At 69.7% G+C, this 21736-nt stretch carries 22 protein-coding genes and 1 pseudogene; 11 read left to right on the top strand and 12 right to left on the bottom strand.

The annotated features are described in order from the left end of the window. Nucleotides 1-29: 29 nt before the first annotated feature. Genes ACQPXM_RS23675 through ACQPXM_RS23660 form a run of 4 tightly spaced genes read right to left on the bottom strand, consistent with a single transcriptional unit; the run spans nt 30 to nt 5051 of the window. Nucleotides 30-815 carry an ATP-binding cassette domain-containing protein gene (locus ACQPXM_RS23675; RefSeq protein WP_432936758.1) on the bottom strand — a complete coding sequence of 262 codons (786 nt, stop codon included), beginning with the start codon at nt 813-815 and terminating at the stop codon, nt 30-32. Next, nucleotides 812-1807, bottom strand: a complete 996-nt coding sequence (locus ACQPXM_RS23670) for an ABC transporter ATP-binding protein (protein WP_432936756.1) — start codon at nt 1805-1807, stop codon at nt 812-814. The genes ACQPXM_RS23675 and ACQPXM_RS23670 overlap by 4 nt, the downstream gene beginning before the upstream one ends. Beyond that, complete coding sequence (locus tag ACQPXM_RS23665; protein WP_432936754.1) at nt 1804-3555, bottom strand: ABC transporter permease subunit; 1752 nt, start codon at nt 3553-3555, stop codon at nt 1804-1806. The genes ACQPXM_RS23670 and ACQPXM_RS23665 overlap by 4 nt, the downstream gene beginning before the upstream one ends. Further along, the gene (locus ACQPXM_RS23660) at nt 3552-5051 is read right to left on the bottom strand and encodes an ABC transporter substrate-binding protein (protein ID WP_432936752.1); all 1500 of its coding nucleotides are present in this window, start codon (nt 5049-5051) and stop codon (nt 3552-3554) included. The genes ACQPXM_RS23665 and ACQPXM_RS23660 overlap by 4 nt, the downstream gene beginning before the upstream one ends. Before the next feature lie 155 nt (nt 5052-5206). On the opposite strand from ACQPXM_RS23660, the gene ACQPXM_RS23655 reads away from it, so the two are divergent. Further along, on the top strand, nt 5207-5707 hold the full coding sequence (locus ACQPXM_RS23655) for an SgcJ/EcaC family oxidoreductase (protein WP_432936749.1): 501 nt from the start codon (nt 5207-5209) through the stop codon (nt 5705-5707). A 64-nt stretch (nt 5708-5771) separates the two neighbouring features. Here ACQPXM_RS23655 and ACQPXM_RS23650 read toward each other — a convergent pair whose 3' ends face one another. Continuing rightward, entirely contained in the window at nt 5772-6740 is a 969-nt protein-coding gene (locus ACQPXM_RS23650) for a helix-turn-helix domain-containing protein (RefSeq protein WP_432936746.1), read from the bottom strand. Between the two features lie 200 nt (nt 6741-6940). Here ACQPXM_RS23650 and ACQPXM_RS23645 point away from each other — a divergent pair, with 200 nt between their 5' ends. From ACQPXM_RS23645 to ACQPXM_RS23635, 3 genes are read left to right on the top strand one after another with little or no spacing between them, the layout of a single operon-like run. After that, a complete protein-coding gene (locus tag ACQPXM_RS23645) occupies nt 6941-7735 on the top strand; it encodes an alpha/beta fold hydrolase (RefSeq protein WP_432936743.1) in 795 nt (264 codons plus the stop codon). Next, entirely contained in the window at nt 7735-8553 is an 819-nt protein-coding gene (locus ACQPXM_RS23640) for an alpha/beta hydrolase (RefSeq protein ID WP_432936740.1), read from the top strand. Before ACQPXM_RS23645 ends, ACQPXM_RS23640 begins: the two co-directional genes overlap by 1 nt. Beyond that, nucleotides 8550-9341, top strand: coding sequence for an MBL fold metallo-hydrolase (locus ACQPXM_RS23635; protein WP_432936737.1), 792 nt, complete (start codon nt 8550-8552; stop codon nt 9339-9341). Before ACQPXM_RS23640 ends, ACQPXM_RS23635 begins: the two co-directional genes overlap by 4 nt. Before the next feature lie 9 nt (nt 9342-9350). Here ACQPXM_RS23635 and ACQPXM_RS23630 read toward each other — a convergent pair whose 3' ends face one another. Both ACQPXM_RS23630 and ACQPXM_RS23625 read right to left on the bottom strand, forming a co-directional pair. Beyond that, nucleotides 9351-10220, bottom strand: a complete 870-nt coding sequence (locus tag ACQPXM_RS23630) for an LLM class flavin-dependent oxidoreductase (RefSeq protein ID WP_432936735.1) — start codon at nt 10218-10220, stop codon at nt 9351-9353. Between the two features lie 98 nt (nt 10221-10318). Then, nucleotides 10319-11002 (bottom strand): SDR family NAD(P)-dependent oxidoreductase, encoded by a 684-nt coding sequence (locus tag ACQPXM_RS23625; protein ID WP_432936732.1) that lies wholly within the window; start codon nt 11000-11002, stop codon nt 10319-10321. Between the two features lie 103 nt (nt 11003-11105). On the opposite strand from ACQPXM_RS23625, the pseudogene ACQPXM_RS23620 reads away from it, so the two are divergent. Beyond that, a pseudogene (locus ACQPXM_RS23620) lies at nt 11106-11759 on the top strand (helix-turn-helix transcriptional regulator); the annotation flags it as partial. A 203-nt stretch (nt 11760-11962) separates the two neighbouring features. Here the strand turns inward: ACQPXM_RS23620 and ACQPXM_RS23615 are convergent. Continuing rightward, nucleotides 11963-12853 carry an aminoglycoside phosphotransferase family protein gene (locus ACQPXM_RS23615; RefSeq protein ID WP_432936730.1) on the bottom strand — a complete coding sequence of 297 codons (891 nt, stop codon included), beginning with the start codon at nt 12851-12853 and terminating at the stop codon, nt 11963-11965. Nucleotides 12854-12938: 85 nt separating this feature from the next. Continuing rightward, nucleotides 12939-13838, bottom strand: a complete 900-nt coding sequence (locus tag ACQPXM_RS23610) for a cupin domain-containing protein (RefSeq protein WP_432936727.1) — start codon at nt 13836-13838, stop codon at nt 12939-12941. Nucleotides 13839-13920: 82 nt separating this feature from the next. On the opposite strand from ACQPXM_RS23610, the gene ACQPXM_RS23605 reads away from it, so the two are divergent. Together ACQPXM_RS23605 and ACQPXM_RS23600 are read left to right on the top strand one after the other, a co-directional pair. Further along, the gene (locus ACQPXM_RS23605; RefSeq protein WP_432936724.1) at nt 13921-14724 is read left to right on the top strand and encodes an NAD(P)H-binding protein; all 804 of its coding nucleotides are present in this window, start codon (nt 13921-13923) and stop codon (nt 14722-14724) included. A gap of 24 nt (nt 14725-14748) precedes the next feature. Continuing rightward, on the top strand, nt 14749-15729 hold the full coding sequence (locus ACQPXM_RS23600) for a S41 family peptidase (RefSeq protein ID WP_432936721.1): 981 nt from the start codon (nt 14749-14751) through the stop codon (nt 15727-15729). A gap of 24 nt (nt 15730-15753) precedes the next feature. On the opposite strand, the gene ACQPXM_RS23595 is transcribed toward ACQPXM_RS23600, so the two are convergent. Then, nucleotides 15754-16812 (bottom strand): serine hydrolase domain-containing protein, encoded by a 1059-nt coding sequence (locus ACQPXM_RS23595; RefSeq protein ID WP_432936718.1) that lies wholly within the window; start codon nt 16810-16812, stop codon nt 15754-15756. A gap of 194 nt (nt 16813-17006) precedes the next feature. Here ACQPXM_RS23595 and ACQPXM_RS23590 point away from each other — a divergent pair, with 194 nt between their 5' ends. Beyond that, on the top strand, nt 17007-17459 hold the full coding sequence (locus ACQPXM_RS23590) for a hypothetical protein (RefSeq protein ID WP_432936716.1): 453 nt from the start codon (nt 17007-17009) through the stop codon (nt 17457-17459). Nucleotides 17460-17520: 61 nt separating this feature from the next. Here the strand turns inward: ACQPXM_RS23590 and ACQPXM_RS23585 are convergent, their stop codons facing one another. Continuing rightward, on the bottom strand, nt 17521-17748 hold the full coding sequence (locus ACQPXM_RS23585) for a DUF6343 family protein (RefSeq protein WP_432936714.1): 228 nt from the start codon (nt 17746-17748) through the stop codon (nt 17521-17523). Between the two features lie 84 nt (nt 17749-17832). After that, on the bottom strand, nt 17833-19236 hold the full coding sequence (qcrB, locus tag ACQPXM_RS23580; RefSeq protein WP_432936712.1) for a cytochrome bc1 complex cytochrome b subunit: 1404 nt from the start codon (nt 19234-19236) through the stop codon (nt 17833-17835). A 271-nt stretch (nt 19237-19507) separates the two neighbouring features. Here qcrB and ACQPXM_RS23575 point away from each other — a divergent pair, with 271 nt between their 5' ends. The 3 genes from ACQPXM_RS23575 (at nt 19508) to ACQPXM_RS23565 (ending at nt 21681) form a co-directional block, all read left to right on the top strand. Next, a complete protein-coding gene (locus tag ACQPXM_RS23575; protein WP_432936711.1) occupies nt 19508-20362 on the top strand; it encodes a helix-turn-helix transcriptional regulator in 855 nt (284 codons plus the stop codon). A 108-nt stretch (nt 20363-20470) separates the two neighbouring features. Then, entirely contained in the window at nt 20471-21316 is an 846-nt protein-coding gene (locus ACQPXM_RS23570; RefSeq protein ID WP_432936709.1) for an SDR family NAD(P)-dependent oxidoreductase, read from the top strand. A gap of 26 nt (nt 21317-21342) precedes the next feature. Further along, nucleotides 21343-21681, top strand: coding sequence for an Atu4866 domain-containing protein (locus tag ACQPXM_RS23565; protein WP_432936706.1), 339 nt, complete (start codon nt 21343-21345; stop codon nt 21679-21681). Nucleotides 21682-21736: the final 55 nt, after the last annotated feature.

The raw sequence follows: 21736 nt of genomic DNA, 5'->3' as shown, positions 1-21736 counted from the left end.
GCGTAGCGGTGCGGTAGGTCCTCTGCGGCCTAGGTGAGGACCGGCGGCACGGCTGTCAGCAGGGCTTGGGTGTACGCCGCGGTCGGCGCGGTGAAGATCTGGTTGGTGTCGCCCGACTCGACGATGCGGCCGTGGTGCATCACGGCGATGCGGTGGGCGACCTGGTGGACGAGCCGGAGGTCGTGGCAGATGAACAGGTAGCCGAGGCCGAGTTCGTCCTGTAGGTCGGTCAGCAGGTTCATCACGCCGGCGCGGATCGACGGGTCGAGGGCGGAGACCGGTTCGTCGAGGACGAGCAGCCGCGGTTCGCTCGCCAGGGCTCGGGCGATGCCGACGCGCTGGCACTGGCCGCCGGACAGCTCGTGCGGGCGCCGGTCGGCCAGGGAGCGGTCGAGCTGGACGAGATCCAGCAGTGCGGCCACCCGGGCTGGGCCAGCGACGGGATCCCAGCGACCCTGGACGCGCAGTGGTTCGGCGATCGCGTCCCGAATCCGCAACCGCGGGCTGAGCGAGCCGTACGGGTCCTGGAACACCGGTTGCAACGCCGGCCGTAGACCCCGGAGGGCCGGCTCGTCGAGCGTCGTCAGATCGACTCCGTCGAACCGGACTTCACCGCCCTGCGGACGGCGCAGCTGCAGCACGGCGGCAGCGGTGCTGGACTTCCCGCACCCGGACTCGCCGACCAACGCAAGTGTCTCCCCGGCTCGTACCTCGAACGACACCCGGTCGACCGCCAGGATCGGCTGCGACCGGCGGCGGCGTCCGGGGTAACGAACGGTCAGCTCCCGTACGTCGAGCAGCGGCGCGCCGGTCATCGGTAGAGCTCCGCGAGCTCAGAAGCCGATACGTCGCCGGCTCGGTGGCAGGCGACCAGGCGGCCGTCGTACAGGAGCGGTTCCGGTACGACGCCCAGGCACTCGTCGACCGCGAGCGGGCAGCGTGGCCCGAAAGCACAACCTGGCGGCAACGACTGCGGCCGAGGCGGCACACCCGGGATCGCGGGAAGTCGCCGGATCGTTGCTGCAGGCATCGGCTTCAACGACGCCAGCAGTCCCGCGGTGTACGGGGACCGCGGCGTCACCAGGACCCGGTCCACCGGACCCGACTCGACTTCGCGGCCGGCGTACATGATCAGGACCCGGTCGGCCGTACCCGCGACGGCGGCCAGGTCGTGGGTCACGAGGACCACCGCGGTGCCCGACTCGTCGCGCAGACCGGTGAGCAGGTCGAGGATCTGGGCCTGCAGCCGGGGATCGAGCGCGGTGGTCGGTTCGTCGGCGACGATCAGGTCCGGCTGGTTGACCATCGCCATCGCGATCACGGCGCGCTGCCGCATCCCGCCGGAGTACTCGTGCGGATAGGCCCGGGCGCGGCGGCCCGGATCGGGGATCCCGACTCGATCGAGAGCCTGGACGGCGACGTCCCACGCAGCTTTGCGGCTCACGCCCTGAACGGACCGCACGGCGAGAGCCAGTTGCTCACCGACCGGATGCACCGGGCTCAGGACCGACAACGCGTCCTGCGGAACGAAGCCCAGTCGTCGCCCGCGCAGCTCGCGATAGGCGGCCTGATTGCCCCCGGCAAGCTCCTGACCGTCGAACCGGACGCTGCCGCGAATCGCGGCCGCTGGACCCAGCAGTCCGAGAACGGCCTGCGCGGTCAGGGACTTACCTGCACCGGATTCACCGACGACGGCAAGAATCTCCCCGCGGTCGACCTGGAAGGACAGGCCGCGCACCGCCGGTACGTCGCCACCCTGGCCGTGCACCGTGACGTGAAGATCCCGTACCTCGAGCAGCGCGGTCATCCCCGAATCCCTTGCAGTACGGCGCTTCGCGCGCCTCGCGGAGTCTGAAGCGTCGACAGCGAGACCGCCAGCGCCGCCAGTACGAGCAGGGCAACCGCCGGTGCGAGGGCGGCCCACGGAGCGCGTTCCACGTACGGCAGTGACTCCGCCAGGCTCGACCCCCACTCCGGAGCGGGCGGTTGCGAGCCGAGGCCGAGGAAGCCCAGAGAGGCGAGCGCCAAGGCGATCCCCGGAAGCCGCAGTACGGCGTGCCGGGCGACCGGGCCCGCCACCGCCGGCAGAACGTGCCGGGTGAGGATCCAGCCAGGGCTCGAGCCGATCGCCCGTTGCGCGGTCAGATAGCCGGCCGCCCTGGTTTCCTGAACGAGCGCCGCGGCGTGCGCGGCGAGCGGTGGCCAAGAGACCAGCGCAACGGCGACGGACGCGCTCAGAGTGCCCGGACCGAGGACCGCGGCGACCAGGATGCCAGCGATCACCGGCGGTACCGCGTTCGCTGTTTCGGAGGCGCCGACCGTGACGCCGGGCAGAAAGCCCGCGACCAGCGCGACGGCGTACGAGAAGGCGCAGACGATTACGGCGACGCCGGCCGTCGCGGCGGCGCCGTGCCCGAGCCGGGCCAGAACGTCGCGGCCGAGCGAGTCGGTGCCCAAGGGATGCGTCCAGCTCGGCGCCGCGAGCCGGGCCGTCGTATCCAGGTGCAACGGATCGAGGAACAACCCCCAGCCGATCACGACGGCCAGCAGCGCGGCGCAGATGGCAGGTGGTACGTGCGGCATCCGTCGCGTCGACGCGGGCTGGACCGGGAGCGACAGGACTTCGTCACGAAGACCGGGTCCCAGTAGGTAACGCCTCGCCGCTTGTGCCAGCAAGCCGGCGATCACGCCGAGCAGTACCAGAGCCAGCACGGATCCTTGCAGCAAAGGCAGATCCTGCGACTCGGCCGCGCCCAGCGCTGTACGTCCGATCCCGGGTACGGCAAAGACGGTCTCGACCGCGACCGCACCACCCGTCAGTCCGACCGCCACAAGCCCAAGCTGCGGGACGACGGCCGGCACCGCGCGCCGTACGGCGGCCGCGGCAATCCGCGCCGGAGTGCAGCCGGCCGAACGCCAGAGGCTGACCCAGCGTTCGGCGAAGACCGCCGGCAGAGCGTCGTCGACGAGCCGGCCGAGGATTCCACCCGCCGGCAGCGCCAGCGCGAGCGCCGGAAGAATCAGGTGGCGCGGACCCTCCCACCCGTAGGGCGGAAGCCACCGCAGCCAGACCGAAAGAGCCAGCATCAACAGCGTCGCGAGCAGGAACTCCGGCAACGCGGCAAGCGCGCTCGCGGCCACCCCGGTCCCGCCGCTCCGCAGGGTCCCGCGAGCACCGCGAACCAGCGTCGGTGCGCACAGCGCGACAGCAATCAGTACGGCGATCAGCAGAGCGGCCGCCATCAAGGTCAGGGACGCGCCGGCCGCGGCGAGGACCGAAGGCAGCACCTCGGCCCCGCTGGTCCAGGAGCGCCCGAGGTCACCGCGCACAGCGTTCCCGAGCCAGCGACCGAGCAGCTGCACGGGCCCCGCGTCGAGGCCGAGCTCCGCGCGGACCGCGCCGATCGCCTCGGGCGTCGGTTCCTGCTCGGCCGAGCGGGCGCGGAGGACCGACAATGCGGGGTCCCGGCCGGACAGCCAGGGCAGCAGGCCGATCGCGACGACGACAACGACTATCGCGCCGACCCGGGACGTCAGCGCCGTACGCCGGGTCACCGCAGGCGGGTCTGTGCCGTGACGAGCGTTCGCTCCCGCGGGTCCTTGGCCGAGTCGAGCAGTTCGCTCGAGTCGCCCTGGATCACCCGCTCGTGGAGCAGCGGGACAGCGGCGTCGGTCCGCAGTACGGCCGCTTCCGCCGCCAGGATCGCGGCTCGCCGGGCGTCACCGGCGGCAGTGCCCTTCGCCTTGGTCAGCGCCGCGTCGACGCCGGCGTCGCACAGCTGGGAGATGTTGAACGACCCCTCGCAGGCGAAATCGCTGTACAGGTAGGCGACCGGGTCGCCGGAGTCCAGCACCGTGGCGCGGGACAGGATGAACGCGTCGAACTTGCCCGCCAGCGCGTCCTCTTCGATGTGCGCGTACTCCCGCACGACCTGCTTCACCACGAACCCCGCCTGCTGCAACTGCTGCTGCAGGACTGACGCCACCTCCGGCAACTCGGCCCGGTCGGAGAAGGTCGCCAAGGTGATCGTGGTGCCGGCCGGCGCCTTGGCCTTCATACGGCCGGTGAGCTCGGTGCGGCCCTTCGCGGCCCAGGGCAGTGCCGGTCCGAGCAGACCGGCGGCCAGATCGGCGCGGCCCTCGTACACGCCCTTCACCAAGGCTTCGCGGTCGACGGCACTCCGGATGGCGGCTCGCAGCGCGGGATCCTTCAGCGGGCCGGTGCGCGTGTTGAGGTACAGCGTGTTCGTTCGCGGCATCGGTACCTCGGTCACGGTCTTCGGGTCCAGCAAGGCCGCCTGCGACACCGGGACCGACTCGACCACGTGGGCCGAACCGCTGCGGATCGCGGCCGCGCGCGCCGCGCCGTCCGGGACGAACGAGACATCGATGCCCTCGGCCCGTGCTTTCCCGCCCCAGTAGCCGTCGTACCGGTCGAGCCGGGCGCCGGTCGTGCCGCGAACCTCGACCAGCCGGTACGGGCCGCTTCCGGTGCCCACGGGGTCGACGCGTGTTGCCTTGTACGCCGCCTTGGCCAGGATCGACAGCTGCGGCGAGGACAACCGGTGCGGGACCAGCGGGTCGGCCTCGGCGGTCGTGACGCGCAAAGTGTTGCCCTGGGCAACGGCTGTCAGCCGTACGCCGTCCAGGATGCGGGGCTTCGGCGACGCGGCGGCCGCCTTGGTGAGGGCGAAGGCGGCCACGGCGGCGGTCAGCGTCGTACCGTCGTGGAACGTCACGTTCGGCCGGATCGCGAACTCCCAGGTCTGCGGCGCCACGCGTTTCCACGAGGTGGCCAGTCCCGGCCGGGCGTCGCCGACCTCGTCCAGCGTGACCAGGGTCTCGGCCGTGCTCCACCGGGACAACTTGAACGCGTCGTCGCTGAACGGCGAGAGCCCCGATCGGGGCGGCTGCATCATCGCGAGCTTGATCCGGCCGCCCTCGGCGGCGTCGCCCGTTGCGGCGGTCGGACCGCTGTTCCCGGCGAAGCAGCCGGACAGCAGCACCGACGAGGACAGCAGGCAGGCAGTGAGAGCGACAGCAGGGCGCACAACATCTCTTCCCGGAGTGGCGGACGGGTCGATCGGTAAGTTAGCACATGAAAATCATTTCCTATAAGCCGTTGGTCGTAGCTCCGAGGGTGCTGGGGTTTGAATCTATATGTAGACTAGCTACATCTAGCGCTTCGACATATAGGAGGTCTGTGGTGAGAACAACGATGCGAAGGATCCTCGCGGCCGGAGTGGTCGCGCTCGGGCTGGCAACGACGCTGACGGCCGGCGCCGCGGCCGGCCAGGAGCAGGCCGGGCGGGTTCCGGACAAGGTCGTGTTCGACCGGTTGCTGCAACAGCAGGCGGATGCGTGGACGCACGAGAGCGGCGCCGAGTTCGCGGCCACGTTCCACCCCGACGCGGACGTGGTCACCTTCAACGGCGACCACCTGAGCGGCCGGGCCGAGATCGCCCGCGAGATGCAGCGCTACTTCGACACCTACATCGAGGACACGACGTTCCGCACGCTCAGCGAGCAGATCCGCTATCTCGAGCCGGACGTCGCCGTGATCGTCCGCACCAGCTGCCTGATCACGGCCCCGGCCACGACCTGCCGGTCCGACTCGCTGTCGATCAACACCAACGTTATGCACAAGGTGCACGGCCGCTGGTTGCAGGCGTCCTTCCAGAACACCCGGGTCGAGCCGTTGCCCTGACCCGCGGGATGCGCGAGGGCGGCTCGGACGAGTCCGGCCGCCCTCGGACGTCCGCGCAGTGGTGTCAGGTCCGGCTGTCGGGTCCGCGGTGGAGCTGACGCCATTCCTGAGGGGTCATGCCGTGTGCTCGGCGGAAGCGCCGGGCGAAGTGGCCCGGATCGAGGAATCCCCACTGCGCGGCGATCGCCGCGATCGACCGGTTCCTGTTCGCCGGCGACGCGAGATCCCGGCGAGCGCGCTCCAGGCGCTCGCCGATGACCCACTGTTCGAAGCTCAGCTGGTGCTTGGCGAACAGCTTGTACAGGTACCTCAGTGAGATGTTGTGCTGCGCCGCGATCCGGGCCGGGCCGAGGTCCGGATCGGCCAGGTGCTGCCGGACGTACCAGGTGATCCTCGCGAAGAGCACGTCGGCCATCGCGAGGTGCTGGTCGTCGTCGTCCTCGGCCGCGGAGGTCAGCAGCGCGCGGACGAGTTGGGTCGTCGCGGCCCCGAGCATCGCACCAGATCGCGAATCCTTCAGCGAGTCGCTGACCGTCGCCAGCACGGTGAGGTGGTGCAGCACGAGTTCGTACAGGGGACTGTGGGGGAGCCGCTGAGCCGCGGCACGGACCGTCTCGACGCTCAGCCCGAGATCCTGGTAGTCGATCTGGAAGGCCTGGGAGGCGCCGTGGCCACGCCAGGCGAACTCGTAGGGTGCGGTCAGGTCGACCAGCATCAGCTCACCGGTGTGAACGCGCTGGTCGCATCCAGCCTGACTGAACAAGCCGGTCCCGATCACCTGGACGGCGAGCGCCAGCCTTTCAGGGGCCCCGATCCGGACGTGCTTCGGCGTACGGACCAGGCGGATGCCTGAACCCTCGTTGCGGAACAGATCCGGTGCGCCGAGCTGCCAGAAGTCCATCCGGGCGTACACGTCGCCCTGTGGGTCCTCGTGTTCCACCCGCGACGGCACACTCGCGGACATCATCGCCGCGAAGAAGGCCTCCGAGCGGTCCTGCCGCCGCAGCGTGGCGGTGTCGAGAAGCAGAGTCAAAGCAGCCCCCGTCGCCGTACCCCGAGCAGTCCGTCCCCACGCAGCCCGCCGAACTGTGCACTCACGGCTCACGGCCGTGCAGCCACATCCTAGGGCCGGTGGTGCGTGCGCAGCTAGGTTTTCGGCCAGCAGGCGCCCCACTGCAGCGATCGCTGTCCCAACCATCACCCGTTGCACCCGATCGACTGCGAGGACACGACATGTTCCTTCGAAAACGGCCTGTTCCTCACCTCCTGCTCGCATTCGCCCTGGTCTTCGGCGTGTCGGGGTCCGCCACCGCCGCTGCCGACCACGCCCACAAGCCGACCGTCGTCCTGGTGCACGGTGCGTTCGCCGACGCATCCGGGTGGAACGACGTGGCCCGCAGCCTGCGGCGCAAGGGCTATCCGGTGCTGGCGCCGGCGAACCCGTTGCGCGGCGTGGACGCCGACAGTGCTTACCTGCGCAGCGTTCTCGCGACCGTGACGGGTCCGATCGTGCTGGTCGGGCACTCGTACGGCGGCTTCGTCCTGACGAACGCGGCCACCGGCAATCCGAACGTCAAGGCGCTGGTCTACGTCGCCGCCTTCGCCCCGGACGCCGGCGACACCGTCGGCGGTTTGGCCGCGAAGTTCCCCGGCAGCCAGTTGGGCCCCGCCGCACTGGACTTCCGGCCGTATCCGGGCGGCGTCGACGGGTACATCAAGCTGCCCCTCTTCCGGGACGTCTTCGCAGCCGACGTCTCGCCGTCCACCGCCGCGGCGATGGCCGCCGCGCAACGGCCCGCCGACGTCGGGACGCTCGACCAGCAGTCCGGCGTACCGGCCTGGAAGTCCATCCCGTCGTGGACGCTGGTCGCCAAGGACGACCAGGTCATCCCGGCCGCCACTCAGCGCTTCATGGCACAGCGCGCCGGGGCCCACACGGTCGAGGTGAAGGCGTCGCACGTCGCGATGATCTCGAAACCGGCCTCGACGACCGACCTCATTCTCGACGCCGCGAAGGAGACCTCCTGATGCCCGACGTCACCACCCCGGACACCATCGTTCTGGTCCACGGCTTCTGGGTCACGCCCCGCAGCTGGGAACACTGGATCACGCACTACGAGCAGCGCGGGTTCCGGGTGCTCGCGCCCGGTTACCCCGGCTTCGAGGTCGAGGTGGAGGCGCTCAACGCCGACCCGACACCGATCCTCAAGCTCACCGTCCCGCAGATCATCGAACACTACGAGGCGGTGATCGGTGAGCTCGCGACGTCGCCGATCATCATCGGTCACTCCGCCGGCGGCGCCTTCACCCAGATCCTGCTCGACCACGGCTTCGGCGCGGCCGGAGTGGCGATGAACTCCGCACCCACCGAGGGGGTCCGCGTCGTACCGCTGTCCCAGGTCAGGTCGACCTTCCCGGTGCTGAAGAACCCTGGGAACCGGCACAAGACGGTGCCACTGTCGTACGAGCAGTGGAGGTACGCGTTCACCAACACCTTCACCGACGAGGAGTCGCGCGCGCTCTACGAGCGGTACGCCATCCCGGCCAACGGCGGCATCCTGTGGGGCAGCGTGCTCGCCAACTTCCAGCCCGGCCATCAGGACACCTGGGTCGACTACCACAACGACGCCCGGCCACCGCTGCTGTTCGTCTCCGGCTCGGAGGACCACATCATGCCGCCGGAGATTCAGCGCTCCAATGCCAAGCACTACAAGTCCGACACCGTCACCGAGGTGAAGCAGTACGACGGTTACGCCCACCTGCTACCCGCGCAGGAGGGCTGGGAACGGATCGCCGACGAAGTGCTCGACTGGGCGCTGAAGCACGCGGCGGCGTCCACAGCGTGAGCGACGCCCGCATCACCCACATCGGCGGGCCCACCGCCCTGATCGAGGTCGAAGGCTGGCGGTTGCTCACCGACCCGACCTTCGACCCGCCCGGCGGCCGCTATTCGTTCGGCTGGGGCTCGGCCTCCCGCAAGGAGGCCGGGCCCGCGCTGTCGGTCGACGACCTGCCGCCGATCGACGCCGTACTGCTGACCCACGACCACCACGGCGACAACCTCGACAACGCCGGCCGCGCGCTGCTGCCCGGCGTCGGCACCGTCGTGACGACAGTCGCCGGGGCACGCCGTCTGGGCGGCAACGCCATCGGTCTGCCACCCTGGGCAGTCCACTCCCTGTCCACGCCCGGACTGCCCACCCTGCGGGTCACCGCGACACCCGCTCGCCACGGTCCTCCGCTGAGTCGGGCGATCACCGGCCAAGTCACCGGCTTCGCGCTGAGCTGGGAGGGCCAGCAGAACGGCGCTCTGTGGATCTCGGGTGACACCGTCCTGTACGACGGCGTCCGTCAGGTCGGCGCACGGCTCGAGGTCGGCACCGTGCTGCTCCACCTCGGCGCGGTGCAGTTCGGCATCACCGGACCGGTCCGCTACACGATGTCGGGGCACGACGGCGTCAGACTCTGCGAACTCCTGCGACCCCGAACCGTCCTCCCGGTGCACTACGAAGGCTGGCGGCACTTCACTCAAGGCCGGGACTCGATCGAGGACGCCTTCGCCGCCGCGCCGCACGACATCCGACGGAGCCTGACCTGGCTCCCGATCGGTGAACCCCAGAAGCTGGTCATGTGAGCAGCTCGCTCACCCGAGCGTCGGGGGACCCTGCTCGATGCGGCGGAGGACGGGATCCAGGCGGTAGAAGTCGGTGCCGGTGATGAGTTGGCGTTCGTCCCACCAGGTGGCGCCGGCTTCGGCGAGGGGTTCGATGAGGGCGCGGGACGCGGTCGGGTTCGTGGGGCTGATGCCGCCCACGATGATGTCGTACGGCGCTGTCGGGTCGGTGCGGTTCTGCTGGAGGTACGCCGCCAGGTCGCGCAGCTCGTCGACCGGCGGAGCCTCGCCATGGTTGGCGTTCTGGAACAGCGGTACGGCGCCGTCCCAGCGGGCGGCGCGGCGCATCGGTGCCTTGCGGGGCCAGTAGCCGGCGATCCAGACCGGGGGCCGCGGCCGTTGAGCGGTTGCTGGCAGCAACGTCACGTCGTCGACCTGGTAGTGCTCGCCGTGGTGGTTCACGGTCTCGCCGGACCAGTAGCGGGCGAGCAGGTCGAGCCCTTCGTCCAGTCGGCCGGCGAGCACCTTGGGATCGGTCTCGTCGCCGAAGCTGCCGAACTCGTCGTCGATCGGCCCGCCCAGGCCGGCGCCGAAGACCACCCGGCCGCTGGTCATGCCGTCCAGCGTCGCGACCTGCCGGGCCAGTTGCTCCGGTCGGCGCCGCGCGGTCGGGGTGACCAGCGTGCCGAGGGTGATCCGCGAGGTCGCGAGCGCGGCCGCGGTCAGTAGCATCCAGGGATCCCCGAAGGGCTGACCCCGCCGCTGGGCCTTGCTGTGGACGACGTGGTCCCAGACGAACAGACCGTCCCAGCCGGCCTGCTCGGCCACGGTCGCCACTCGCGCGACGGTACGGGCGTCGGCGAAGTCGCCGAAGTTCGGAATGTTGATCGAGAAGCGCATCTGCGTATCCTCGCCCGTCGTGAGGTGTGCGCGCGAGGCGGGTGTCACGGCGCCGGACGGCTCGGGTGTTCAGCGTGGACCGGGAGCTCCAGGCGTGCTCACCAGGGCAGTTGTCCTGCTTCGTCCTGGAACGTGCCGGTCGGTCCGGTCTTGTCGAGCGTGGCCAGGCGTACGACGACGCGAGCGCTTTCCTCGACCGGTCGGCCGATGCCGAAGGCGGCAGTCATGTCGGTGGCGGTGGTGCCGGGCTCGAGCGCGTTGAACTTGATGTCCGGCTGCGCCTTGGCGTAGTGCACGGTCAGCATGGTGGCCGCGGCCTTCGACGCCGAGTACAGCGCGAGCGGCAGGCCGGACTCCGGACGCTCGGGGTTGGTCACCGCCCAGAACGATCCCATGCTGCTGGAGATGGTGACGACGTTCGGATTGGCGGATTTGCGGAGCAAGGGCAGTGCGGCCTCCGTGACGCGCACGATGCCGACGGCGTTCGTGTCGAACGAACGTAGCGCCGCGGGGCCGTCGAGTGCGGTGTCGAGGATGCCGGCGTTGTGCACGAGGATGTCGAGGCGGCCTTCGGCGGCGTCGATCGTCGCCAAGGCGCTGGTGACCGAGGCGTCGTCGGTGACGTCGAGCTGGACGAACCGGGCGCCGAGTTCGGCGGCGGCCTTCTCGCCGCGTTCGGTTTCGCGCGCGCCGACGTAGACGGTGTGTCCCAGCTCGAGCAGCTGCTTGGCGGTCTCGTAACCGAGGCCCTTGTTGGCGCCGGTGATCAGTGCGATGGTCATGCGTCCAAGCTATGACCGGCCTGCCGACGCACCCAGAGCCCCGCGCAGCCTGGGGTGCGACAGGACCCCCTCTACTCGTTGAGCACCGAGCTACGGTTGTGCTGTGAGCGAGTCGAACGCGCTAGGCGCCTACCTGCGCGCGCGGCGCGAGCTGGTGACGCCGCAGCAGGTGGGCATCCCCGACATCGGCGTACGACGTGTGCCGGGGCTGCGGCGGGAGGAAGTCGCCATGCTCGCCGGGATCAGCGCGGACTACTACCTCCGGCTCGAACGCGGCCGTGACCGCAAGCCCTCCGTCCAGGTGCTCGAGGCAATCGCCCGCGTGCTGCGGCTCGACGACGACCACTTCGCCCACCTCCTGACGCTGGTCGCGGAGGTTCCCCGGCGACGGAAACGCCGGCCACGCAAGCAGACACCGCCGGCAGGAGCGTTGAAGCTGCTGGACAGTCTCGTGCAGCCCGCCTTCATCGAGGACCGGTACTTCGACATCCTGGCCGTGAACCGCATGGCGACGGCGCTGTCGCCAGGGCTCGCTGTCGGCGGCAATCAGTTGCGTGACCTGTTTCTCGATCCGTCCGAGCAGGCGCTGCATCCGGAGTGGGAGAACGTGACCGAGTGCTTCGTCGCGAACCTTCGCCAGTCGGTGGGAAGCAACGTCGACGATCCCCGTTTCATCGAGCTCACCGGGGAGCTGTCGCTGGCGAGTCCGCGGTTCCGGCAGCTCTGGGCGCGGCACGAAGTGCGTGGACAGCGCGGGACGCCGCTGAGGCTCGATCACCCGCAGGTCGGTGAGATGACCCTCAACCGGGCGGCTCTCGATCAATGGTGCCGAGGACCTGATGCTCGTTGTCTACCATCCGGACGCCGGGTCCAGCGATGCGGACAAGCTGGCGCTGCTTGCTTCGGCCGCCCTGCCCACCGCGGGTTCGAAGGACGCGGTCGCGAGGCGGGCCTGAACCCTCACAGTCCTTTGGTGGACCAGGGGCGTTGGGCGGGGAGCGGCTGGAGGTCGGGCCAGCGGGTGCGTATGACGTCGCACAGCACCGCGGCGAGCCGGCCGAGCTCCTCCAGTGGACTGTTGCCGTTGCTCAGTTGGCCCAGCGCGGAACCCCGGAGCAGCCAGCCGGCGCACGCGTCGGTGAGATCACCTCGTACGTCGGTGCCCGTCGCCTGCTGCCAGGTCGTGCGGTACGCGGCCTCCGCGGCGTACAGGGTTTCGACGTGGGGAACGGTGGAACACCAGCAGGTCGGGAAGCCGATGCGCAGGTAGGCGAGTTCCACGAGACCGTTGCCCAGGGCAACTTGTTCGAAGTCGATGAACCGTACGCCGGTAGCGGTGTGCAGGTCGTTGCCTGGGCACGGATCGCCGTGCAGCAAGGCGTTGTGTTCCATGCCGGCCAGGCGGGCGGCCAGGTCGTCGAGCTCGGCGCGTACGCCGGGCGGGACGTCCACGCCAAGGGTCCGCGCGAGTCCGAGGAAGGAGTCGATGTCGTCCTGATCCGGACCCGACCACGCGGGAAGACCCGACAGCGCCGAAAGATTGCCCAAGGCATCAGAGCTTGCGGCAGAGTGGAGCCGCGCCAGCGCCGTCGCGTAGTCCACCAGCCAATCCCCGCGCGGATCCTGGTGCTCGACGTACTCGAGGACCAGGAGTCGTTCATCGGCGCCGGTGCCAAGCAACCTCGGCACCACCGGCGGATCGACCCGCGACGCCAGCCGCAGCGCGGTGACCTCGCGGGCATACCGGTCGGCTGCTTCCGGTCCGTCCACGAGCTGCTTCACCACCACAGCCGAGCCCGACACCTCGGCCCGCCACACCCGCGACCGCGGACTGCTCCCCAGCCTGCGCACCCGCCGAGGCAAACCGAACTCGCCCCTGAGCTCGTCGCCGAACGGCGGTCGCGACCACATGCCCGCACTCTTCCACCCGACCCGGTCAGCTCGCGAGACCTCGGGCTTGGCGTCGCCATCGGCCGGGCGGTACGCCGTGGAGGCGGCGGAAGGCGGTGGCGAAGGCGTATTCGTTGCGGTAGCCGGCGTCGGCGGCGATGCGGGACAGGGGTGCGTTCGTGCGGGTGAGGGCGTCTTCGGCGCGGCGCATGCGGAGGGTGGTGAGGTAGCGGGCGGGGGACTGGCCTACGACGGCGGTGAAGTGCGCGGAGAACGCGGCGCGGGACATGCCGGCGAGGGCGGCCATCGTGGTGACGGTCCAGGCGTCGGCGGGGTTGGTGTGCATCGACTGGAGGACGCGCTCGAGGTTCGGGTCCGCGCCGGCGCGGTACCAGCCCGGCGGTTCGGCGTCCGGGCGGGACCACCAGGCGCGCAAGGTGTAGACGAGGTTGAGATCGAGCAAGCGGTCGAGCAGCGCCTGCTGGCCAGGGCCTTCGGTCGCGGCTTCCGCGGCCAGCAGCTCGATCGCCGCGGTGTGGCGTGGGGCGAGCTGGTCGGCTTCGAGGACGGCGGCGCGGGGCAGGGCGCGGAGCAGCGAGTCGCCGATGCTGCCCTCGATGACGTAGGCGCCGCAGAGAATCACGGCCTCCGGCTCGCTAGCTGTCGAGCCCACCGACCGGGCCTCGGAGATCGGCTCAGCCGGCGTCCCGGGCGCGCTCACCAGCCGGTACGGCGTACCGGCTGTCACCAGTACGACGTCGCGCGCTCGCACGGGGATCGGCGGATCATCCGGCAACTCCAGCCAGCCGCTGCCCTCCAGCAACAGATGCGCCGTGAGCGGTCGCGTGCCGCTGAACTCCAAGCCCCACGGCGCGGTCCGGCCCAGTACGGAGAACACGGCCCCGCGGGCCCGGGCCTGCGCGAGCTCGTCGGCCAGGATGTCCACGCCGACCAGCGTAGACGAACGCAAAGGAAAGCCCGACAAACACTGATTGTCCGTCCAGCATCCGGCCCCTACCGTCAAGGGCATGGCTACGTTTCTCATCCTCGGCGGCACCGGCAAGGTCGGCCGCCGCCTGTCCCGCCTGCTCGAACAGGACGGACACATCACCCGAGCCGTCGGCCGCTCGACCCCGCTGCCGTTCGACTGGAACGCGCCGGCCACCTGGGAACCGGCGACAGAAGGTGCAGACGGGATCTTCGTCGTCGGCCCCGGCTCCGCGACCGACTGGAGCCCTCGGCTGACCAAACTTCTCGAGACCGCTTCCGGCGTCAGTCACGCCGTACTGCTCTCTGCCCGCGGCGTGGAGTTCCTGCCCGACGGCAACGTCGCCCGCGCCGAGCACGCGCTGCGTACCGGACCGCTGCCGTGGACGATCCTGCGCCCGACGCACTTCGCGCAGAACTTCACCGAGGCCATGTTCACCCCGGTCGACGGCCGCATCGTCGCTCCTGTCGGCGACGGCGCGCAGCCGTTCGTCGACGTCGCGGACATCGCCGAGGTCGCGGCCCGCCTGCTCACCACCGGTACGGGGAAGGGGGAGACGATCGCGCTGTCCGGACCGCGCGCGATCACCTTCCACGACGCCGCGCGCATCCTGACCGAGACCACCGGCCGGCCGGTCGAGTTCCACGACGAGGACGAGGCAGCACACGCCGACGCACTGCGGGCGGCCGGGACTCCCGAGGAGTACATCCGCTGGAGACTGGCCATGCTCGGCGGGATCCGCCGCGGCGACGACGCCTATCTCAGCGATGGTGTCGAGCATGTCCTGGGCCGTCCCGCGACGGATTTCGCGGCGTGGGCAGCGCGCGAAGCCGGTGACGCCTGAGCATCGCGGTGTTTCACTGACTGGATGCGCACCGAGGAGATCAAGGCAGTCATCGACCAGGTCGCGGCCTTGATCCGCGAGCACTACGTGTTTCCCGACGTCGGGCCGGTGGTGGCCGACCGCTTGATCGCGGCCCAGGAGGAGGGCCGGTACGACGACCTGACCGAGCCGGTGGCCCTCGCCGAGCGGGTCACGGCGGACATCCAGGCGATCAACGGGGACAAGCATCTGTCGCTGCTCCACCACGTCGACGAGTTGATCGACGACGAGGAAGACCCCGAAGGCGACGAGGCGGCCTGGGTGCAACACGTCGAGCTGACCTCCGCCGGGATGGCCCGGGCCGAACGGCTCGCCGGGAACGTCGGCGTACTGGAAATCAGGCCGTCGCTGTACAACCCGAAGTACGCCGGTGCCGCTGTCGCCGGCGCGATGTCCTTGCTCTGGGCAACCGATGCGTTGCTGCTGGACCTGCGCACCTGCGGCGGTGGCTCACCGGACATGGTGGCCGTGGTGTGCAGCTATCTCTTCGAGGACGAACCGGTGCATCTGAACGACTTGGTCACGCCGTCCAGCGGAGTGGTCCGGCAGTACTGGACGGTCCCTGTCGCCGGGCCGAGGTTCGGCGGCACCAAGCCAATCTGGGTGCTGACCAGTTCGACGACGTTCTCCGCGGCGGAAGAGCTGACCTACAACTTGCAGCAGCTCGAACGAGCCGTGGTGGTCGGCGAGCGCACGCGAGGAGGCGCTCACCCGCGAGAGGGTTTCCGGGTCCACCCGCACTTGGAGGCGTCTGTGCCGGTGCAGCGCGCGCTCAATCCGGTGTCGGGCACGAACTGGGAAGGTGTCGGTATCTCCCCGGATGTCGAGGTGGACGCGCCGTCGGCCTTCGCCGAAGCCTATCGACGGGCGTTGCAGCACGTGCTCGCGCTGCCGGTCGCGCCGGGTCGCCGCGAGGTCACCGAAGAAGCCCAAGCCGCGCTGACCGAGCTACGTGCTGCTGGTTGATCCGGAGCAGCCCGCCGTACGGCGTCAGCGGGTCTTGGCGAGGTGGTTGGCCAGGACCGTGTCGACCGAGAGTGCGGTGTCGAAGTTCGGGACGAGCCGGGTCTTCGTCAGCGCGAAGGCGATCCCTCGGACGGGATCGGCGTAGGCGTAGCTGCCGCCCCCGCCGGGCCAACCGAGCGCGACGGAGTTCTCCTCGGCTGGAGCGCCGATCCTGCCGATCGGGAAGCCCAGCGCCATCCGCGCCGGCGTACCGAAGACCTGGTCCACGCCTTCGAATGCGGGCGCTGCAGGTGTCGCCAACCGCGGCACGAGTCCACCCTGGAGAACTGCGTTGAACATCGCGGCGAGACCGTGCGCGGTGGCGACACACACCGACGGCACCTCGGCGTGCAGGATCTCGCTGTTGTTGCCGAAGTCCGCACTGGGCCGGCGCTCCCACGGTGCGAGGATCGCATCGTTGTCGTCCGCTTCGACGGGCCACGACTCTTGCTCCAAGCGCGCCAACTCTGGCGGTGACCCGTCCGGTACGGCGAAGTACAGCTGCCCTTCGATCCCGAGCGGCGCGGTGATCCACTCACGCAGCAGCTCGCTCATCGTCCGGCCGGTCGCGCGGCGCGCGAGTTCGCCGACCAGATAGCCGAACGTGTAGGAGTGGTAGCCCATCGCCGTACCGGGCCGCCAGCGCGGCTCGGCAGCGGCCAGCGACGCGCAGACTCTCGACCAGTCCGGCAGCTCGGCCGGCGTGATCTCGCGCGGCATGGCGGGAAGACCGACCGTGTGAGTCAGCACGTGCCGCAGTGTGGCCGATTCCTTGCCATGCGCACCGAACTCGGGCCAGAGATCGACGATCGGGGCGTCGTACTCCAGATATCCCCGCGCCACGAGCAGCTGCGCGAGCACGGCCGTCACGTTCTTGCCCGTGGAGAAACTGAAAATCGGCGTACCGGAGGTCAGCGGTCTCCCGGCGTCGCGACCGGCCACCGCGTCGACGATCAGCACGCCGTCGCGATAGACAGCAACCTGCACGCCGGACTCCGCGCCGCTGTCGACCAGCGCATGCAGCTGATCCTGAACCTCATCCATCGCGCTCCACGTCACGGAAGGTACGTCGGAAGGAGGCGAGCGGTCTCGACACGACCTGGCAACCGCTCAGCGGTGAGGTGCTGCCGCAAACCGCGGCGAGACAGCGTTCTGAAAGGGCGCTTTGGTGCACTGAGTCGTACCGTGTCGCCCGGATACGACCGGGCGGCGTGTCACCACCTGGAAGGGACCAACACATGATCCGTCGGATCCTCCAAGTCCTCGTTGTCGCGCTCTCCCTCATCGCCGGCCTGGCAGTCGCGCCCACCCCGGCCACCGCCGCCGAGGCCGGTGCAGCGAGACTCAGCAAGACCCTGTACCTGGCGTCGTATCCGCCGGACGGCTCCGAGACGACGTGGAGCCGCAACATCGACCTGGCCCAAGGCAATTACAAGTGGTACAGCGGCGTCACCGACACGGAGACCGGTCTGTCCAAGGGTTCCTGGTGGAAGCACGGCGGCATCGACCTGGCCGCGGGTACGTACTTCTGGTATTGCAAGCTGTCGAACGGCATCGGCAGTTGGTACGACGACTACAGGCTTCGCTGCACTCTCAACACGGCGGGAAATCCCCAGGCGGTCCTGCTGAGCGGCGACTTCGGTGTGCCCAGCGGAACCTACGAGGTGTACTCGGGCCTGGAACTCCGGTGACGACTCCCTGGATCCGTCGCGCGCATTCGCCACTCGCGGCAGTTGATCCCCGCGGACGCCGTCAGCCGGGTTCGCCGTGGAGCTTTCGCCGGATGACGATCACCAGGTCCACCGCCGCGATGATCGCGAGCACCGCGGCGATCGCGATCGGAGCCGGTGGCAGGTCCTGATCGACGAAGAGCGCCACCGCGACGCAACTGATCACCAGACCGAAGGTTGCCAGGACAAGCCGGAGCGTCAGTGCGCTGCGCGGCGGCGGTGGTCGCCGGGTGCTCGGATCGATCGACATCGTGCGGCTCCAGGAGACGGCCGGCACTGGAACCAACCGTCTCCTGGACCCGTACCCGATCCGGGAGCGAGCACGCACCCCGGGTCAGACAGTCGCGTCCGTCTTCGCTCGACTGGTCTGTTCGGTGGACGCGCCGACGAGTTGCCTGCGGCGCTGGGGGTCGACCGGGCGGTGCTTCTCGAAGTACCCGCCGTCCGGCTGCCGGATCACCGTGCCGGTCTCCAGGCCGTGCGCCGCGATCTCCGCGTCCTGGAGCTGCAGCCCGAGGCAGATCCGGCGGGTGATCACGAATGCGGCGGGCGGGCCCACGATCAGCAGGATCTGGAACACGCGCAGCAGCGAGTTGACCGAGAGGTGGAACAGCACCGCCATCGTGTCGGCGCCGGCGGCGGCCCAGAGCACGCCGTAGAAGGTGATGCCGGCGACTCCGATGCCGGTGCGGGTCGGGTTGTGGCGCGGTCGCTCGAGCAGATGGTGATCTTTGCGGTCACCAGTGAGCCGCTGCTCGATGAACGGGTAGACGGCGACCAGCGCGAGGAACAGCGTGCAGGCCCCGACCGGCAGCAGGATCGCCAAGGTGAACGTCCTGCCCCACAGGACGAACTCCCAGCCCGGTGCCAGCCGGAGCGCTCCGTCGAGGAAGGCGAGATACCAGGCCGGGCCGACGCCGGCCGAGGCGTTCGCCGGATCCGCGGGGCCGTACAGCCAAACCGGATTGATGGTCGCCGTCGCGGCCATGACCAGGGAGACCCCGACCACGAAGCAGAACAGGCCGGCGCTCTTCACCGCCGTCACGATCGCCGGTCGTCCCACGACGTTGTCTTCGGTACGCCCAGGTCCGGCGAACTGCGCGGGCTTGTGCTTGAGCGCGAGCACCGCGGCGGCGACGAAGAGCACCACCAGTACGACGGGCAGCACGACAACGTGCAGCGGGTAGAACCAGGCGATCACATCACCCGGGAACTGACCCCCGAACAGCAGCTCCGAGAGGGCGGAGCCGACGAACGGAGTCGCCTTCAGCACTCCGTCGAGTACGGCGAGGCTCATGCCGGACGCCATGTCATCAGGCAGCGAGGTCCCGGTGAGGGCCGCGCCCAGCGTGACGACGAGCAGCCCGAAGACGACGAGCCAGCTCAGCCGCCGTGGCCGGCGGAACCCGGCGGTGAAGAACAGCCGCAACAAGTGCAGCGTGATCGCCGCGACCATGATCAGCGTCGACCAGTGATGGAGCTGGCGCATCAGCAATCCGCCGCGGACCTCGAAGGAGATCGCCAGGGTCGAGTCCAGCGCCCGCGACACCGGTACGCCGCGCAGCGGTGTGTACGGCCCGTCGTACACGACGTGGTCGACCGACGGTTCGTAGTACGCCGTCAGCACCACGCCGCTGAGCACGATCACGACGAAGCTGTAGAACGCGATCTGCCCGAACAGCAGTGACCAGTGATCGGGAAAGACCCTTGCGCGCAGGTTGTTCCACGGGCGATTCATGACTCGACCCCTCCTGTCCTCCAGCGGGCCGCACACCGCGGTCATACATACGACCCCGCTGGGACCGCGACTGTGACGTCTCGTGGCGCACCTCACGCTCCGGGCGCCTCGATCACGCGCTGTGCATGTCCGGGGGTACTGGCATCTCACGCACCGTCAGCACAAGGTGACGTGCACAGACCGAAGGGCCCGGCCGCGCATCACCCCCCAAGCGGCTGGGCCCTTCGTTTTCCCGCAGCCCGCGGGCAGTCCTGCCGTCTAGGCTTGCGTCATGAGCGACAGCACACCGCTGGGCGACTTCCTGCGCGCCCGTCGCGACGCCCTCAAGCCGCAAGACGTCGGGCTCCCGGAGTACGGGCGCCGCCGGGTCAAGGGACTGCGCCGCGAAGAGGTGGCGATGCTGGCCGGGATGAGCAGCGACTACTACGTACGGCTGGAGCAGGGCCGGGAGTCCAGCCCGTCGCCTCAAGTGGTCGAGGCTGTCGCACGAGCACTGCGGCTGGACGCCGACGCCACCGAGCACCTGTGGCGACTGGTCCAGGGGCCGGAGACGCGCCGCTGGAGCCGGGCGGAGGGGACATCCGTCAGCCCGCAGTTGCTGCAGCTCATGAGCAGCTGGTCCACGTCGCCGGCGTTCGTGCTCGGTCCCGCGTTGGACATTCTCGCCGGCAACACGCTGGCCGGCGCGCTGCACGAGGGGTTCACCCCGGCGGACAACCTGGCGCGCATGGTCTTCCTGGACCCGGCCGGCCGGGACTTCTACCAGGACTGGGAGCGAGCAGCGCACTCCTGCGTCGCCGAGCTGCGGTTCGCGTACGGGCACGATCCGGAGTCGGTGCGGATCGGCGAGGTGGTGGCGGAGCTCTCGGCGCAGAGCCCGGAGTTCGCTGAGCTGTGGAGCCGTCACGACGTCAAGGCCAAGACCCATGACGTGAAGCACCTGCGCCACCCAGACGTCGGCGACCTGCACATCCAGTTCTCGTCGTTCGCGGTCAACGGGGCTCCCGGCCAGCAGCTCGTCGTCTATCAGGCCGAGCCCGCGACCCCGACCGCGGCGGCGTTCGACCGGCTGCGCGAGCGCGCCGAGCAGATCCTGCGCGCCGAGTCCGACGCTGTTCCTAGGTAGGGCACTCCCAGGAATCCCACGGACTTCTTCGGCCCTGGCGGCCTCGACAGACTCAGGACTGTCAGCGGCGGGAACAACCCGCCGAAGCCTTGGCGAAAGAAGGACACCATGGCCACCTGGTTCGTCACCGGAGCCTCCCGCGGTCTGGGCGCGGAGATCGCCCGCACCGCTCTTGCCGGCGGCAACGACGTCGTCGTCGCGGCACGCGACCTCGGCCGGCTGCCCGAAGACCTGAAAACCTCCGACCACGTCCTGGGTATCGAGCTCGACGTGACGAGGGCCGAGCAGATTCCCGCGGCTGCACAGACCGCGATCGAGCGGTTCGGGCGGATCGACGTACTGGTCAACAACGCCGGGCGCGGTCTGCTGGGCGCGGTGGAGGAGATCACCGACGCCGAGGCCCGCTCGCTGTTCGACCTGAACGTCTTCGCCCTGATCGACATGACCCGCGCCGTCCTGCCGGTGATGCGCGCCCAGGGCTCGGGCAAGATCGTCAACATCGGCTCGCGGTCCGGTTTCGAGGGCGAGCCCGGCGTGGGCCTGTACTGCGCCTCGAAGTTCGCCGTCGCCGGCCTGAGCGAGTCGCTGTCCAAGGAGCTGGCGCCGTTCGGCATCCAGTCGATGGTGGTCGAACCGGGCGTCCTGCGCACCGATTTCCTGGACGCCACTTCGCTGTCGTTGCCCGCTACCCGAATCACCGAGTACGACGGCACTCCCGCCCACGTCACGCTGGACTGGGCCGGCACCGCGAACCACACCCAGCTAGGCGACCCGGCCAAGAGCGCGGCGCTGATCTACGAGGTCACGTCCCAGGACCAGCTACCGACGCACCTGTACCTCGGCCCGGACACGCTCGACCGACTCCAGGTCAAACTCGACCAGATCGAGCAGGACCTGACCCCATGGCGCGAGAAGTCCGCCGCCACCGCACACGACGACGCCACCGCGGCCTGACCCGTCACCATGCGAAAGGACCACCCATGATCCCGAAGAACCTGCTCGCCCTCGGCCTGCTCGCCACCTTGACCGCTTGTGCCACCGAAGCCCCCGGCGCCGGCCAGCCCTCCACCACACCGTCGTCCACCCCTCACCCGTATGTCGGAATGTGGGTCACCGCCGACGGCCGCATCCGGCAGGAACTCCTGCCCAACGGCCGCTACGAGGAAGCCCGCGACGGCCGTCTGCGTGCCTACACCGGCCGCTACACCGTCACAGGCACCCACCTCGACTACTTCGACGACCTCGGCTTCACCGCCACCGGCGACGTCCGCGACGGCGTGCTCTACCACGAACACCTCGTGCTGTACCGGGAGCGATGAGCGGGGCAGGACGGCGTCGATCGCCCACCAGGTCGGCCTACACCCCGGCGCCCAG

Origin of the sequence: Kribbella sp. CA-253562, from assembly GCF_050942265.1 — a bacterium.
In the GTDB taxonomy this organism is placed as follows: domain Bacteria; phylum Actinomycetota; class Actinomycetes; order Propionibacteriales; family Kribbellaceae; genus Kribbella.
This window is presented reverse-complemented; position numbering and strand designations above follow the sequence as displayed.